This is a genomic window from Reyranella sp. (assembly GCF_965249915.1).
Classification (GTDB): domain Bacteria; phylum Pseudomonadota; class Alphaproteobacteria; order Reyranellales; family Reyranellaceae; genus Reyranella.
Genome location: NZ_OZ252257.1, coordinates 5,948,830 through 5,965,135, shown reverse-complemented (window position 1 = coordinate 5,965,135; position 16,306 = coordinate 5,948,830). Strand labels below are relative to the sequence as shown.

General features: G+C 69.1%; 13 protein-coding genes. 7 read left to right on the top strand and 6 right to left on the bottom strand.

From position 1 onward, the window contains the following. Window positions 1–3 precede the first annotated feature (3 nt). The 5 genes from ACP15H_RS29295 (at window position 4) to ACP15H_RS29275 (ending at window position 5,618) form a co-directional block, all read left to right on the top strand. On the top strand, window positions 4–951 hold the full coding sequence (locus tag ACP15H_RS29295; RefSeq protein ID WP_425069631.1) for a tripartite tricarboxylate transporter substrate-binding protein: 948 nt from the start codon (window positions 4–6) through the stop codon (window positions 949–951). Between the two features lie 105 nt (window positions 952–1,056). Then, window positions 1,057–2,241 (top strand): acyl-CoA dehydrogenase family protein, encoded by a 1,185-nt coding sequence (locus ACP15H_RS29290; RefSeq protein WP_425069630.1) that lies wholly within the window; start codon window positions 1,057–1,059, stop codon window positions 2,239–2,241. 110 nt (window positions 2,242–2,351) lie between these two features. Then, window positions 2,352–3,170, top strand: a complete 819-nt coding sequence (locus tag ACP15H_RS29285; protein WP_425069629.1) for a Crp/Fnr family transcriptional regulator — start codon at window positions 2,352–2,354, stop codon at window positions 3,168–3,170. A gap of 54 nt (window positions 3,171–3,224) precedes the next feature. Then, window positions 3,225–5,129 (top strand): adenylate/guanylate cyclase domain-containing protein, encoded by a 1,905-nt coding sequence (locus ACP15H_RS29280; RefSeq protein WP_425069628.1) that lies wholly within the window; start codon window positions 3,225–3,227, stop codon window positions 5,127–5,129. Between the two features lie 135 nt (window positions 5,130–5,264). After that, on the top strand, window positions 5,265–5,618 hold the full coding sequence (locus ACP15H_RS29275) for a hypothetical protein (RefSeq protein WP_425069627.1): 354 nt from the start codon (window positions 5,265–5,267) through the stop codon (window positions 5,616–5,618). Window positions 5,619–5,694: 76 nt separating this feature from the next. Here the strand turns inward: ACP15H_RS29275 and ACP15H_RS29270 are convergent, their stop codons facing one another. From ACP15H_RS29270 to ACP15H_RS29250, 5 genes are all read right to left on the bottom strand, one after another. Then, the gene (locus ACP15H_RS29270; RefSeq protein ID WP_425069626.1) at window positions 5,695–6,024 is read right to left on the bottom strand and encodes a hypothetical protein; all 330 of its coding nucleotides are present in this window, start codon (window positions 6,022–6,024) and stop codon (window positions 5,695–5,697) included. 207 nt (window positions 6,025–6,231) lie between these two features. Next, window positions 6,232–7,083 (bottom strand): VOC family protein, encoded by an 852-nt coding sequence (locus ACP15H_RS29265; protein ID WP_425069625.1) that lies wholly within the window; start codon window positions 7,081–7,083, stop codon window positions 6,232–6,234. Window positions 7,084–7,123: 40 nt separating this feature from the next. Then, window positions 7,124–7,618 (bottom strand): hypothetical protein, encoded by a 495-nt coding sequence (locus ACP15H_RS29260; RefSeq protein WP_425069624.1) that lies wholly within the window; start codon window positions 7,616–7,618, stop codon window positions 7,124–7,126. A 77-nt stretch (window positions 7,619–7,695) separates the two neighbouring features. After that, a complete protein-coding gene (locus ACP15H_RS29255) occupies window positions 7,696–8,811 on the bottom strand; it encodes an SMP-30/gluconolactonase/LRE family protein (RefSeq protein WP_425069623.1) in 1,116 nt (371 codons plus the stop codon). 106 nt (window positions 8,812–8,917) lie between these two features. Beyond that, the gene (locus ACP15H_RS29250) at window positions 8,918–11,671 is read right to left on the bottom strand and encodes an ATP-binding protein (protein WP_425069984.1); all 2,754 of its coding nucleotides are present in this window, start codon (window positions 11,669–11,671) and stop codon (window positions 8,918–8,920) included. Here ACP15H_RS29250 and ACP15H_RS29245 point away from each other — a divergent pair. After that, the gene (locus ACP15H_RS29245; protein ID WP_425069992.1) at window positions 11,558–11,812 is read left to right on the top strand and encodes a hypothetical protein; all 255 of its coding nucleotides are present in this window, start codon (window positions 11,558–11,560) and stop codon (window positions 11,810–11,812) included. The two genes, ACP15H_RS29250 and ACP15H_RS29245, sit on opposite strands and share 114 nt — an antisense overlap. Window positions 11,813–12,013: 201 nt before the next feature. On the opposite strand, the gene ACP15H_RS29240 is transcribed toward ACP15H_RS29245, so the two are convergent. After that, on the bottom strand, window positions 12,014–12,691 hold the full coding sequence (locus ACP15H_RS29240) for a nitroreductase (protein WP_425069622.1): 678 nt from the start codon (window positions 12,689–12,691) through the stop codon (window positions 12,014–12,016). 310 nt (window positions 12,692–13,001) lie between these two features. Here ACP15H_RS29240 and ACP15H_RS29235 point away from each other — a divergent pair, with 310 nt between their 5' ends. Beyond that, window positions 13,002–16,286, top strand: coding sequence for a Calx-beta domain-containing protein (locus ACP15H_RS29235; protein WP_425069621.1), 3,285 nt, complete (start codon window positions 13,002–13,004; stop codon window positions 16,284–16,286). The last annotated feature ends 20 nt before the right edge of the window (window positions 16,287–16,306 follow it).

Here is a 16,306-nt window from a genome sequence, read left to right as displayed (position 1 = left end):
CGCATGAAGCTGGCCCGACGCGATGCGCTGCGAGGAACGGCGGCGATGGCCGCCGCGGCGTCGATCGGCGGCCGCGCCGATGCCGCAACGGACGCCGTTCGCCTGATCTGCGGCTTCGGCGTCGGCAACCCCACCGACCTCTGCGCCCAGCTGATCCAGGACGGGTTTTCGGCTGCGCTCAAGGAGCCGGTGGAGTTCGACTATACGCTGGGCCAGGCCGGGCGCCGGGCCGCCCTGCAGGTGATCGATGCCGAGCCCGACGGGCGGATGCTGCTGATCGCCGAAATCCTGAATCTCGTGTTGCAGGAAACGCCGGCCAGGCCGCTGCTGTCGCGCCTGCAGCCGATCGCCAAGGTGACGCGCGGCTTCTCGACCGCCTTGGTGGTGAACGAGCTGTCGGACGTAAGGGACTGGCCGGGGCTGCTCGCCGCCGCTCGCGCGACCCGCCTGAGGGCAGCGACAATGGGCGCCGACTCGACCATCGGCCTCCTGCTGGCGCTGGTCGAACGCCGCTTGAAGCTCTCCTTCGAGCCGATCGAGGTGTCGGGCAGCAATGCCGCCGTTGACCTGCTGCTGACGCGTCGCGCCGACATCGCGGTCGTCGATACGCGGACCGCGCTGCTCCACAATGCGCGCAATCGCGCCAAGCTGCGCGTGCTCGCGACCTCGGGCGCCGCCCGCTCGCCGCAACGGCCGGACGTGCCGACCCTGGCCGAACTGGTAGGGGACAAGAAGCTCGCCTACACGATCAGCTTCGGCATCTTCGCACCGGTCGCCACTCCGGCGGCCGTGGCAAAGCGGCTGACGTCCGCGCTGGTGGGATTGCGCAGCGACAGATCGGTGCAGACCCAGGCCCGCCTCGCCCAGATCCCTCTGGAGTTCGACGGACCGTCCGCCATCGCGGCGGCGGTCGCGCGCGACCGCCGCGTCGCCGCCGACATCGCGGGATAGGCGCCCCTTTCGCTGGGTAGTGGCATTCGTGGCCGATCGATTGACCGGCTGCCCGGGCGGTCCAGTATGGATGCGAGAGCAGACGACGCAGCCCCCGAGGATTCCATGGACACGCTCGTTCAGCCGGCCCCGACCCTGAGCGCCCCGGAGAGGGCGCGCGCCCTGCAGCCGCTGATCGACCGGCACGGCGCGGAGATGGACCGCCGCCGCGATCTCGTTCCGGAAGTGGTGGACGCCCTGATCGGCCAGGACATGCTGCGCCTGCTGCTGCCCCGGAGCCTGGGCGGGCAGGAATTGCCCCTGCTCGATTTCTGCAAGACCGTCGAGGCGATCGCCTGGGCCGATGCCAGCACCGCCTGGTTCGTGAACCAGTCGAACGTCTCCTCGGCGACTTCCGCCGCGGCCATGCCGCCGGAGACGGCGGCGGCCCTGTTCGGCAGTCCCGGCGTGGGCCTCGCCTGGGGCGCGCGCAACGGCACCAGCCGGGCGATCCGGGTCGACGGCGGTTACAGATTGAGCGGCACCTGGAGCTTCGCCAGCGGCGGGCGGCACACGACCTGGATGGGCGCGCACAGCGCCGTGCAGAATCCCGACGGCACGCCGCATCATCGGTACGGCAAGCCCGACGACCGCAGCTTCGTCTTCAAGCGCAGCGAGGCGAAGATCGTCGACGACTGGTTCGTGCTGGGCCTGCGCGGCACCGGCAGCGACACCTACACGGTCGAGGACTTGTTCATCCCGGAGGCCCAGGCGCCGGCGCGCGATGCGCTGGAGGAGCGGCGCGAGAGCGGGCCGCTCTACACGATCATGTCGACGCTGCTCTATGCCAGCGGCTTCTGCAGCGTGACGCTGGGCGTCGCGCGACGAATGCTCGAAGCCTATGTCGATCTGGCGCGCGGCAAGCACAGCCGCGCGTCGATCAACGCCATGTCGGCCAACAACGCGGTCCAGCGCGAGATCGCCCTGCTCGAGGCGCGCCTGTCGGCCGCCCGCGCCTACCTGCATGCCGAAGTGGCCCAGGTCTACGACGCGGCGGCCAACGGCACGCTCGACGTCGACCGCCGCATGCGGCTGCGCCTTGCGACCACACACGGCATGAACCAGGCGACCGACGTCTCGATCGCCGCCTATCGCGCCGCCGGGACGACCGCGATCCTGGACTCGGCCCCGTTCGAGCGCCGCTTCCGCGACGCCATGAGCGCCAGCCAGCATCTGCAGGCGATGATGGGCCATGTCGAGATGGTCGGCCGCCATATCCTGGGCGTCGAGAACAAGCTCCAGAATCTCTGAGAAGAGAATCGCACAACGGTCGCTTCTCTGTGCAGTAGGTCACAGACAGTCGTCGCCTGCCGTCGCATGGGAACTCGATCGCCGGAGAGGCCTCCGGGTGCGGGGTCACCATGACAGACGATCTGCAGCATCGTCCCGGCGGCGAAAGCCCGCCACTGGACGAAGCGGCCCATTCATGCGGACATCGGAACCAGGGCGCGCCGCGCCGCGTGGCGCGCATCCACGACACCGCTCCCCTCATGACGCCGCACGACCTTTTCCGCCTGCATCCGTTCCTGGGCGCCCTCACGGAGAGTGAAAGCCGCGAGCTGCTGGCGCATGCGCTGCGCCGGCGCGTTCCCGCCGGGCATGTCGTGTTCCGCAAGGACGATCCCGGCGACGGGCTCTACGGCGTGCTGGCCGGCCGGGTCGTGGTCACCGTCGAATCGGCGGCGGGCAAGGAGCTGATCCTCAACATGTTCGGGCCCGGCGAGTTCTTCGGCGAGATCGCCCTGCTCGATGGCAAGGGGCGCACGGCGACGGCGATCGCCCGCGAGCCCTCGGAGCTGCTCTTCCTCAACCGCGTGGTGTTCCAGCCGTTCCTGGCCCAGCGGCCGGACGCCACGATGCGCATCATCGCCCTGCTGTGCAGCCGCCTTCGGCGCACCACGGACCTCGTCGAGGATTCGGCCTTCCTCGGGGTCGCCACGCGCCTCGCCAAGCAGCTCCTTGTCCTGATGGATCGCTACGGCCGCCCGGAGAGAACCGACACGTCCGCCGCGACCGTCCACATCTCCCAGGAGGAGCTGGCGCGCACGCTGGGTGTCTCGCGCGAGATCGTGAGCCGGCAGCTCGCCATCTGGCGCGAAGCCGGGATCGTCGAACTGGGGCGCAGTCGCCTGACCGTCCTCGCTCCCGAGTCGCTGCACGGGATCATCGACGGCGGGTAGCCAGGGCGTGCGGTGCCTCCTAGAGTCGCTGGACAGCAAGGGGCGGATGGTCCCGTGAATCGACAACGTCGCCGGCTGGCGGCAATCCTCTTTGCAGACGTGGTGGGATCGTCGCGGCTTATCGGCCGCGACGAGAGCGGCACCGTGGCCCGGCTGCTGGAGCATCTCACGCGCCGGCTGGCGCCCATCGTGCGGCGCCATGACGGGCGCACGGTGCGGTTGACGGGCGATGGCGGCCTGGTCGAGTTCGCGAGCGCAGTCGATGCGCTGGCCGCCGCCATCGAATTCCAGCAGGCAATGGCCGCCGCCAATCGCGACCTTGCGGCCGACGATGCCATCGCCTTCCGGATAGGCCTCCATATCGGCGACGTCATCGTCGAGCACGACGACCTCTACGGCGACGACGTCAACGTCGCCGCGCGCCTGCAGGAGCAGGCGAAGCCGGGCGGCATCGTCGTGTCGCGCACCGTCTGGGAGGCCGTGGCCGGTCGGCACAAGGCCCGCTTCGAGCAGCTGGACGAGCTCGAGCTGAAGAACATCGACCGGCCGATCAGCGCCTTTGTCGTGCACTGGGATGCCGCCGACTGGCCGACGGTGCCCGACCTCTCGCCCGCAGCCCATGTGTGGCCGTCGATGGTGCCGTCGCCCCAGGCCGCGAGACGCGTGCGACTGGCCCTGTGGTCGGCCGCGGCGCTGGGCTGCATTGGTCTCGCCGGCGTCGCCTATGTTGCCTTTGGCCCTCGTCCGCCGCCGACGCTCGCCGACCTGCAGACGCTGAAGGCCGAGGATCTGGAGCGACTGCTGGTCGAACGGCGGGCGGCCGATGCGGCGGCCGCCGAGAAGAAGCGGCTCGAAGAAGAAGCGCAACGCAGGGCCGAGGCCGATGCCGAGGCGCTGCGGCAGGCCGTAGCCGATCTCGACAAGGCGCGGCTCGACCGGCAGAAGGCCGAAGCCGACCTCGCCGAGCTGCGGCTGAAGATCGAGACCAGCCGGCGCGAAGCGGCGACGGCCAGCCAGCAGCAGCTCGCCGACACCGCGGCCTCGCGCGCGGCGGAAGACGAGGCCCATCGCCTCGCCGAAATCGAGATGGCCGCGCTGCGCCAGGCCGAACGGGAAGCGCAGGAGAAGGCCGCGCTCGAAGCGGAGAACAAGCGGCGGGCCGACGAGGCGCTGTCCCAGGCACAGGCGGCGCGACAGAAGGCCGACGAGGAAGTCGCCCTTCGCCGACGCGCCGAGGAAAACCTCGAAGCCACCACCCGACAGAAGGCCGATGCGGAGGCCGCGATCGTCGCCGCGCACCGGGCAAAGGTCGAGGCCGAAGCCGCGGAGAACGGTCTCCATCTCGGCGTCACCGATCGCCAGCACCTGCAGGTCGCACTGACCTCGCTGGGCTTCGATACGCGGGGCACCGACGGCATGTTCGGCCCGCGCACGCGCGACATGATCGCCGGCTGGCAGAAGAAGACGGGCCTCCCGGCGACCGGCTTCCTGAACGCCGCGCAGCGCACGCAACTGCTTGCCGGCGCTTCCGCCGCCATCGCGCGCTGGGAGGCCGAGCATCGCCGATCGGAGGAAGCGCCGAACGTCGCGCCTGCTCCCCCTCCGTCACCGCCCGCGCCGACCAACGCTTTCGACGGCAGCTATTCGGGGGCGCGGCGGGCCCCGCAGCAAATGGTCACCGCCCGCGTCCGGATTTCCGGCGGCAGCGGTTCCGGCACGATCGACGTGCCGGGCTGCAACTCCAGTCCCTTCTCGATGACCGTCTCGCTCACCGGCGACGTTCGCGGCTCGGGCGACCTGAACTGTCCGGTGCCGATCCGCGGCACCGGTAACGTGGTCGGTCCGTTCACCATTTCGGGCCATGCCGCCGGCCGGACGCTCCAGTTCTCGGTGAACACGAGCCGCGGCGAGTTCGACGTGCTGATGGACCGCTCGACGTCGACGGCCAACGCGCCGTAGCGCGCTCCGCTTCATCGTCGCACACGCACACGAAATTCTTCGCGCCCTGTGTAACCTGCTTCACAGAGCGCTCGCCCACTCCCCGATAGCGTGAAGCCGTTCGATCAATTCGGCTGAACAATAATGGGAGACTGGATGATGCGTATCCTTGCGATGGGAAGTCTCGCGGCCTTGGCCGTGCTTTCGGCTTCCGCCCTGTGGATGACCTCGGCGACCGCCCAGCAGATGGCTCAGACGCCCTGTGGCCCGGCCTCCTACTCGACCGCCGATCAGCGCCAGGTCGTTCCCTGCGCCCCGCCGACGACCACGACCGACTCCGGCCAGCCGGCCTGCGGCGTGTCGACCTACTCGATCGCCGATCAGCGCCAGACCATGCTGCCCTGCACGCCGCCGACGCCGAAGGCCGACCAAGCCTCGGGCAAGGCGCCCTGCGGCCCGGCTTCCTACTCGATCGCCGATCAGCGCCAGGTCCTGCCCTGCACGCAGTAAGGACTGCGCCCTCATTGCGACAAAGCGGCTCCTGCGGGAGCCGCTTTTTGTTTCTGCATCCGGAGCGGCGACTAGATCACCGAGGTTCCGTAACGGCGGACGCAGCCGCCCGGCGCGGCGGCGTCAGCCAGAGCGTGCCCGGCGCGCAAAGGTTCACGACGTCGGTGATGACTTCGCCGTCGGTCTTGAGGATGACCTCGCACTTGCCATAGCCGGGACTGTTCTCGAACACGTACACCGCATCCTGCCCCTGGAGCTGCCGGGCCGCAGGATTGCGCGCCGCGAAGTCGGCCACGGTGTGTCCGACCCAGCCGGGCGAGGGCTGCGGATTGTCGCGACCGAGCCGGAAACCGTCACAGGCGGTGAGAAGAGCGAGAGGCAGGAGAAAGCTGGCGATACGAAGCATATGACAACGGTGCCGAGGAAAGGCGCGCCGCGCAACTGCGATCCTCAGGCGGACCGGACGCCAACCGCCGTCGCCGGGCGAATAGCGGCATAGCCGAGGGCACGCCTTTCCCCTGCCCATCCCTGCGTCACGGGGCAGCGGCGCGCTCGGCACGGCAATGATGGCACGAGGCACGACAGGCGGCATGACCACTCCTGACGTCGGTGATTATGGGGCGCGCGCCGCGACGAGCTGTCGGCGTGCCTCCAGCGCGCCGTCGAACACCTGCTTCACCGGCCCGAGCGCCTGCACGAACTCGAGCTGCTCGCCCTCCGGCCCGCGGCAGTAGATCAGTCGCCAGCCGTTCGACTTGCCTTCGGTGATCGGATTGGAGTTCGCGTCGAGTGGCGCCGCCTTGCGTTCGGCTTCCGAGGTGACCGTCACCACGCGGTTGGCGCGCACCTGACTCATGCCGCGCTGGGCGCTCTCGGCTTCGAGGTCGCGGATGAAGAGGTTGAAGTCGACATCGTCGTCGATGTGGAAACAGATGTGCATCATGCGCGGGAAGGCCGGACTCATAGGGTCGAGCGGTTCGGCGAAGGCGTTCGGGCCGCCCATCGGCTGACCGGCGTCGCGATACTGCAGCAGTTCGAGCACGACGTTGTCGAACTGGATGAAGCGGACGTCCAGCCGCTGCGCGCCGCCGCGCAGATCCGGCACGCCCCGGCCGCGCGGGTTGACATGCCGCTCGCGCGCCTCGATCTCCTCGGAGGTCAGCAGCGTGTTGTGGATGCGCTCACCCTGGAAATCGCCATCGCGCATGATCTCCGTCCCGCCCAGCACCTCGGTGTAGAAGGCGAAGGCGCGCTCCATGTTCTGGACCGTCAGGCCGAAATGCTGCACGCCCCGGAGGCGCGCCCCGAGCGGCGCGCCGTCTCGCGGTCTGGCGCCCGGCTGACGGGCGGCCTGGCCTACGGCCGGCGAGGCGCCGGCGGCGATGAACCCGCCGAGCATCGCCGCTCCCGCAACCTCGAGAATGGTGCGCCGCTGCGGTTCGGTCGCTTCGGGACGGTCGGTCATGATACGGCAACCTCGCTTTCACCTGGGGTCGTTGAACGGGCTAGGGCTGCGTCCTCCAGAGGCGGATCGTGGCGATCGACGCCTGCGTGTAGCCGGGCGGCTCCGTGACGCCGCCGAAGGGCGCCTTGCTGGTCAGCGTGTTCGTCGTCAGCAGGCCCCCGACATAAGGTCCGGCCTTGCCGAGCACGAGCTGGCAGCGGACCGGGAACAGACCCTGTTCGGGAAAGTCGAGCGCGAGGGCGAGACACTCGCCGTGTCCCTCCACCAGCAGCGGGCCAAGCCGGATCTCCGCGTAGAAGTTCTGGCGGGCACGCTCGGGAGTCGGACCGAAGCAGCCGCGCAGCTCGGCGACCCGCCCCGCCTGCGCATCGGTGACCCTGCCGTCCTCGGCGCGCGACTGCACGCTCCAGAAGGAGAAGAAGCGCTCCGCGTCGGTCAGGAAGGCATCGAAGCCGGTCCTGTCGGAACTGCACCAGGCCGCACCGGCGTCCTGCGGCTCACGGATGCTGCGCAGAAGATAGATGTCCTCCTTCACCCCTTGCGGGACTCCGTTCTGTGCGAATGCGGGTCCCCCTGCCATCGCGAGGAGCAAGACGAGGAACGATCGCGCGATCATCGCGGCAGCCAGCCGATCGTACGGGCATGCAGGCTCTGGATGTAGAGCCGGTCGGCGGTCTCAGTCGCCCCCGTCGTCTCGGGATAGGCGCCGTCCGGATCCTGCAGGTCTTCCAGGATCTTGCCGCTTTCGTCGATGGCGAAGACATGGCCGTAGGATCGGCCGAGCGGCAGCAGCGAGCGGGGCAATCTCAGCAGGACCTTCCGCAGGAAGGGCCAGCCGGCGAGGCTGTCGGCCGCGGGATTGCGCGGCTTGAACAGGCCGACCCAGATCCGCCCGTCGCGGCCACGCATCAGGTTGTCGGGATAGCCCGGCAGATTGTCGAGCAGCACGGTGGCCCCCGCACCTCCCCGCCTCACGTCGATGTCCTGCGCATCCGCGTCGATCTTCCAGACGCGGTAGCGGCCGGTCTCGCCGACGAACAGCGACCGGCCATCGGCGGAGAGCGCGATTCCGTTGGCGAAGGAGAGGCCGTGCGCCACGATCCGCACGGTCCGCCGCACCGGATCGTAGGCCAGCACGCGCCCGGTGGCGGATTGCTCGAGGATGTCGAGGACGCTGGCTTCGTAGGTGCCGCCCCACGTCGCGGGTGCAAAGCGGGGGGAGGCATCGGTGAAGTAGACGGTACCGTACGGCGCCACGACGACCGAATTGGCATAGCCGATCGGATCATCCGGCCGCACGCGATCGGCCAGCAGCTCGACGCGGCCCTCGGGATCGATCGCCAGCAGCCCCTTCATCGCATCGGCGGCGATCATGCGTCCGCCCGCATCGAAATCGAAGCCCAGCACCCGGCCGCCGGTCCGCGCGAACACCTCCTGCTGCGTGCCGTCCGGCTGCATCCGCACGAGGTTGCCGCTGGTCATCGCGGCGTACAGTCTCCCGTCGGGCCCGATCGCGAGATGCTCCGGCCCGAATTCCTCTCCGATGGGGATCGTCCGCAGGCCGGCGAGCCGGGTGTTGGGGGCATGGGCGCCGACATAGCCGGGCGGGGCCGCAGCCGACCACGCCACGGGATCCGCCGACACCGGCCAGAGGCAGAGGTAGCCCACCACGCCGGCCAACAGGACCAACGCAATCCCGGCCGCCTTGCGGACAACTGAGCCTCTCATCGTATCGACCACCTGCGAATGGGCACGCGCAACAGTGCGTCGCCGCTCGCCGGCCTGACGAGTTAATTGTGGTTAAGAAGAAGGATGGGCGGTCGCGCGCTTTCGATCAGCGAAGAGTCTCCATCAGCCGGCGCGCCGAACCCACTTCGGTGCCCGGACCGGCCTCGGCAAAGCGAGCAGAGGTCTTGCCGAGGATCGCGAGGGCAGCGTCGCGGCAACCGCGCGCGGCCACGGCACGCGCCAGGTCGCAGGCGGCGCGGAGTTCGAAGCTCAGGGTGCCGAGCGCGGACGCCTGCTCGATCGCGGCTTCGAACAGGCGCTCCGATGCCGGCCCATCGCCTTTCGCGCCCTCGACCCGTCCGCGCAGGCGCAGGAGTTCGGGGCCGCACCAGCGCTCACCATAGAGGGCGAGCCGCCCATCCGCATCGTCCAGCCTCTCCCCGGCCTCGTCGATCAGCCCCTGTTCCAAGAGCGCCTCGGCCAGCATGGCAATGTACATCGGCGCCCGCGTCACGAAGCCAGTCTCAAGCAGCTCGTCGAGTGCGGTGCACATGGCCGCCGCCGCCCGCTCGCCCCGTGCCTGACGGAGCGACGCCTCGAAGAAGCGCGCGAGCCGCGGCCACACCTGCGTATTGCGGATGGCGCGGTTGGTGCGCAGGAGGGCGAGGCCCGCCTCCGCGCGGTCGAGGTGTCCCGTCCAGAGCGCCAGCGGCACGCCGGCAAACACCAGACTGTTGGCGAGCGATACGGGGTGATCGAGCGCAACCGCCGCCTCGACCGCCTGCGTCGTTGTCGCGAGCGAAGAGCAGGTGCAGCCGCGCAGCCATTGCGTGAAGGCGAGCGAGCTGCGGACGATGCAGTAGCGGTCGATCGAGAAGCGCGTGACGCGAGTCTGCTTCTCGAAACGGTTGACCTGTTGCGCCAGCCGCTCGAGCGCTTCGTCGGCCTCCCTCACCTCGCCGACATAGGCCCGCGCCAGCGCCAGCAGCCGCTGCCCGTCGGGCCGTACGGAAGGATCGCCGGTGCGCTCGGCCAGCGCGTCGAACGCCCGCAGATGATCGATCGCCGCAACCGTCCGCCCGGTGAAGGTCTCGTAGGTGGCTAGCCCCCACAGCGCGCGAAGCTCATATTCGCCGTCACCCGCCGCCCGAGCGAGATCGAGGCACTCGGTCCATGGCGCCGCCGTTTCGGGAAGCCGAACCTGCGACCAGGTCAACGTCCAGGCATGGCGCAACGCGAGCTTGATCTTGAGGCGGATGTCGCAGGCCGGGAGAGTGCGAGCGGTGTCGAGGGCGTGGGCGACGCGGAGCCGGGCTTCGTCGACCGAGCACAGCTCTTCCCACAGGGGAATCGCTGCCGCGGTGAGCCGGACCCCCATGGACGGGTCTCCTGTCCCGCCGAACGCCCAGGCGAGGGCGTGGCGCAGATCATCGAGTCGCGCCCCATGGCGTCCCACCCATTCGTCCGCCACCTGCCACTGCCATTCTTCCTCGGCACGCTCGACGACTTCCAGGAGATGACGTGCGTGCAGCAGACGCGCCCGCTCGCGCTCGCCGCCGGCATCGAGCTGCACAGTGCCGTAGCGGCGCACGCTCTCGAACAGGCGATAGCAGGTCCGACCTTGTCGCAGTTCGACGGTCGCGAAAGACTTTGCGGCGATGCTTTCGAGACCTGCGAGGATGTCGGCTCCGGACAGACCGAGTGGCGCGAGCAGCGCGACCGCGTCGGCCGTTGCGAATTCGCCTGCGAACACCGCGACGAACCTCAGGACCAGGCTCTCCTGAGCCGAGAGTAGCCGGTAGCTCCAGTCAAGCGTCGCGCTCAGACTGCGCTGTCGGGCCGGCACGGCCGCATCATGCGGGTCGAGCGGACCGAGTCCGTGCTGCAGCAGCTGCAGCAATTCGGCCGGCCGCCTCGGTCCCAGTCGTTTCGCGGCAAGCTCGATCGCGAGGGGCAGGCCGTCGAGTTGCCGGCAGATTCGCGACACCGATGCCGCCTCCTCGTCGTCGCGCAGCGAGAAGGTGTCGCGGTCGCCGGCGCGGGCCACGAACAGGGCAACGGCAGGATGACGCAAGGCTTCGGCCACGGGAATCCGCGACATGTCCGCAGGACAGGCAAGCGGCGCGAGGCGAAGCACATGCTCCGAGCGGGTCCGCAACGGCTCGCGGCTGGTGGCGAGGATCGTGGATTCCGGCAGGCCGGCGGCCAGGCGCTCGGCCACCGCCGCGACGGCCGCGGCGAGGTGCTCGCAATTGTCGAGGATCAGCAGCCGCGGCGTGGTCCGCAGATGGTCGGCGATGGCTGATAGAGGATCGTGCCGATCGCCACGCAGGCCCAGTTCGACGGCGATCGACTGGACCACGTGTTGCCCATCGTCGAGCGAGGCGAAATCGACGAAGCACGATGGAACAGTGAACCTTCGCCCGAGTCTCGCGGCCGCCGCCAGCGCAAGCGTCGTCTTGCCGATGCCACCCGGTCCGACGACGGTGACCAGAGGGTGCGCCGAAAGCGCGTCGAGCAGACGTGCGATCTCCTCCTCCCGGCCGAAGAGACGCGGAAGTGCAGCGAGCGCCCGGCCAATCGATTTGCGTGCTCGCGTCGCAACAGGGGGAGCCCGCCCGCGGCACGCGACCGGGCGCGTGAAACGATAGCCCCGCCCAGGCACGTTCAGGATCGCCCGCGGATCGCCGGAAGCTTGGCGCAGGATCCGCCGCAGGGCGACGATATGAACCTTGAGGTTGCTCGCATGCACGAACGTGTCGGGCCAGGCATGTGCCTCGAGGTCGGCATGGGATACGAGCTCGCCGGCGCGCTCGACCAGCGCGGTGAGGATGTCGAGCGCCCGGCCGCCGACCCTCACGCGTTCGCCGTCGCGCAGCAGCAGCTGGCGGTGCGGAACGAGGCAGAATCCGTCGAACGAGAACGAGTGTTCCGCCGACGGAGGCTCAACGGCAGCCCGAGCTTTCATGGCGCGTCCAAGGTCGAACGACTGGAAGGCTGATGAGGACCTGCCATGCGGGGCGGCAGGGCGGGCCGGCCTGCGATGGTGCCGCTATCCTTCAAATGCGTCCAGCCAACATTGACCTGCATCCATTGCGGACGGGCCCGCCTCGTCGGGACGCTGGCCCGAGGACCGGCAAGTCGCGCCGGCGGGCCAGAGGCCGATTGGAACCACGACCGCCCGCCAGCGCCGGCGGCGCGCCTAGCCGTCGAAGCCGACGAACACCGTGGCTTCCCCGACCGACTTCCGCTCGGAGACGACGGCATTGGCCGGGAAGGTCTCGTCCGGCCAGCCGAGCGCGATGCTCTTCATGATGACCTGGTCGTCGGCGATGCCGGCATGCTCGCGCACCACGGGCGACTGCATGATGCCCTGGCTGTTGATCACGGCGCCGAGCCCGCGCGACCAGGCGGCGTTGACCAGCGCCGTCGTCACCGCGCCGCAATCGAACGGCGTGTCGTCGCTCCCGTCCAGGACACGATCGTAAGTCACGATGATGCAGACCGGCGCATCGAACTGGCGAAAACCGCGCAGCACCCAGTCCTGGCGCATCTCCTTGTCGTCGCGCGCGATCCCCATGGCGGAGAACAACTGCTTGGCGACACCAACCTGCCGGTCACGATGCGGCCCCGCGAAGGGCTGTCCCGTCCGGAACTCCCGCGACTGCGGGACGCCCGCCAGCATCCGCTCCGTGTTGCCGGCGCGGATCCGGTTCAGCGGTTCGCCAGTGATGACATAGAAATTCCAAGGCTGCGTGTTCATCGACGAGGGGGCGCGCATCGCCAGCGCGATGATCTCCTCGATCAGCGCCCTGGGAACCGGTTCGGGCTTGTAGCCGCGGATGCTCCGGCGACCGAGGATGACGTCATCGAACTGCATTTGCCTGGAACTCCGCCGAGTGCCCCCTGAACGAGCCGCAATTGTTCCGGCATTGCGGCCCTTGCGCAAGGCAGTCGCAGGCCGAGCTCAAGCACGACCCGAGCGATGTCGAGACGGCGAGCAGCGGCCTGTCCTCTCCTGCTCACGGCCGCGCTTCAGGAACGTCCTGAAGCCCGATTGCGATTGGTTCGTTGCCATCAGGGGTCCATCGCATTAGGCTGCACCATCGCTGTAAAAAGTCTCCCGGCGGCAACGCCTTCCGACCCCTGAGAAGGGTTACGGCCGACCGTTTGGGGGGGAGGAGGCCGCCATGACGTCGCTGGTCAACAATCTCGGCGGTGCCGCCGGGTTCGGCGAGTTCTCGCTGGCCGCCAATGACGACGGCTCGACCGCATTCATCGACCTCACCCCGATCTTCGGCACGCAAGGCATCAACTTCTTCGGCCGCTACCACACGGGCTTCTATCTCAACAACAATGGCAGCGTGACCTTCAACGCCGCCTCCAGCAGCTTCACGCCGAGCGCGATCACGGGCTCGACCAGCAATCCCATCATCGCCGCCTACTGGGCCGACATCGACACGCGCGGCGGCGCGGTCGCGCCGACGCCCGGCGGCACGTCGACCGGCTCGAACCTGCTCTGGTACGATCTCGATCCTGTCACCCACACCTTCACCGCCACCTGGGACGATGTCGGCTACTACAGCGGCCAGACCAACAAACTGAACGCCTTCCAGCTCAGCATCCATCAGCTCAACGCCCAGGGCGATTTCGACATCACCTTCCGGTACGAGAACATCGACTGGACGACCGGCGGTGCGTCCGGTGGCAGCAACGGTCTGGGCGGCACCCCCGCCAGGGCCGGCTACAGCGCGGGCGACGGCGTCGACTACTACGAGCTTCCGCAATCCGGCAGCGAGGCCGATCTGCTCGCGCTGGAGAACGCCAGCAACGTCGGCGCGACGGGCACTTTCGTCTTCTCGGTGCGCAACGGCGCGCCGACGGTGGGCATCACCGCCGGCGACGCGTCGATCGCCGAAGGTAACGGCGGCACCCCCCACTATGTCAGCATTCCGGTCTTCCTGACCGAGGCTTCGACCTCGACCGTCACGGTGCACTACACCACCGCGGACGCTACCGCTCTTGCCGGGCAGGACTATGTCGCCCAAAGCGGCACCCTCACCTTCGCGCCCGGGGTGACGCAGCAGAACATCCTGGTTGCCGTCGCCGGCGATGCGATCGTCGAGGGCAACGAGACCTTCACCGTCACCCTGTCCGATCCATCGGACGGCGCGTCGATCCTCGACGGCAGCGCGACGGGGACGATCGTCGACGACGATGCGTCGCTGTCGATCGCCGCCACCAGCGCCAGCAAGCGGGAAGGACAGTCGGGCAGCACGGCGTTCACCTTCACCGTGACCCGCACCGGCGATCTGAGCGGCGCGGCCAGCGCCCAGTGGGCCGTCAGCGGTCCCGCAGTAAACGGCGCCGACTTCACGGGCGGCACGCTGCCGACCGGCACGGTGAGCTTCGCCGCCGGCGAGAGTTCGAAGGTCGTCAGCATCGGGGTCGCCGGCGACACTCTGGTCGAGGCGAACGAGACCTTCTGGGTGACGCTGTCCCATCCCGCCGCGGGCACCATCCTCGGCACCGCCTCGGCAAAGGGCATCATCCGCAACGACGATTCGTCGCTGTCGATCGCCGCCACCAGCGCCGACGGGCCGGAAGGACAGTCGGGCAGCGCGGCCTTCACCTTCACCGTGAGTCGCACCGGCGATCTGAGCGGCGCGGCCAGCGCCCAGTGGGCCGTCACCGGTCCCGCAGTAAACGGCGCCGACTTCACGGGCGGCGTGTTGCCGACCGGCACGGTGCGCTTCGCCGCGGGCGAGAGCTCGAAGGTCATCAGCATCGGCGTCGCGGGCGACACCGCCGTCGAGGCGAACGAAACCTTCTCGGTGATGCTCTCCCACCCCAGCGCCGGCGCCATCCTCGGCACCGCCTCGGCGAGCGGCACGATCGTCAACGACGATGCGTCGCTATCGATCGCCGCCACCAGCGCCAACAAGCGGGAAGGCCAAGCGGGCAGCACGGCGTTCACCTTCACCGTGAGCCGCACCGGCGATCTGAGCGGCGCCGCCAGCGCCCAGTGGGCCGTCACCGGTCCCGCAGTAAACGGCGCCGACTTCACGGGCGGCACGCTGCCGACCGGCACGGTGAGCTTCGCCGCCGGAGAGAGTTCGAAGCTCATCAGCATCGGCGTCGCCGGCGACACCGCCGTCGAGGCGAACGAGGCCTTCACGGTGCAGCTGTCCGATCCCAGCGCCGGCACCGGCCTCGGCACCGCCTCGGCGAACGGCACCATCCGCAACGACGACGCGGCGCTGTCAATCGCCGCCACCAGCGCCAACAAGCTCGAGGGCGACGGCGGCGCAACGGCCTTCACCTTCACGGTCACTCGTACCGGCGATCTGAGCGGCGCCGACAGCGCCCACTGGGCCGTCAGCGGTCCCGCAGTAAACGGCGCCGACTTCACGGGCGGCACGCTGCCGGCCGGCACGGTGAGCTTCGCCGCCGGCGAGAGTTCGAAGGTCGTCAGCATCGGCGTCGCGGGCGACACCGCCATCGAGGCGAACGAAGCCTTCTCGGTGATGCTCTCCCACCCCAGCGCCGGCGCCATCCTCGGCACCGCCTCGGCGAACGGCCTCATCCGCAACGACGATTCGTCGCTGTCGATCGCCGTCACCAGCGCCGACAAGCTCGAAGGCGATGGCGGCGCAACGGCTTTTACCTTCACCGTGACCCGCACCGGCGATCTGAGCGGCGCCGACAGCGCCCACTGGTCCGTCGGCGGCCCGGCGGTCGACGGCGCCGACTTCGCGGGCGGCGTGCTGCCGACCGGCACGGTGAGCTTCGCCGCCGGAGAGAGCACGAAGGTCATCAGCATCGATGTCGCGGGCGACAGCGCGGTCGAGTCGAACGAAACCTTCTCGGTGATGCTGTCCGATCCCAGCATCGGAAGCAGCCTCGGCACCGCCTCGGCGAACGGCATCATCCGCAACGACGATGTCTCCCTGTCGATCGCCGCCACCAGCGCCGACAAGGCCGAAGACGATCTGGGCGTCACGCCCTTCACCTTCACCGTGACCCGCGCCGGCGACCTGAGCGGCACCGCCAGCGTCAGCTGGGCCGTGGCCGGAAGTGAAGTCAACGACTCCGATTTCATCCCGTTCGATGAACTTCTGGCCTCCGCCGACCAGATTTCCGTGGATGCCTCCTACATCGGTTCCTTCTTTCCCCAGATACCCTCCGACACCGAAACCGGCTTGCCGGCCTTCTCTCTCTTCGACGGCGTGATGCCGTCCGGCAGCGTGAGCTTCGCGGCCGGGGAGGCCTGCAAGACCGTCACGGTCTGGGTCCTCGGCGAGATCCTGGTGGAACGGGACGAGAGTTTCCGGGTCACCTTGTCCAATGCCAGCGAGGGAGTCGTCATCGACACCGCGTCGGCCGTCGGCACCATCCGCAACGACGACAGCGCCTACACGGTCGAGCCCTTCTCGACCCTCGTCATGAGCCCGGATCTGCTGGGCTGGTCCTGATGGACAACGACCGGAGTCCT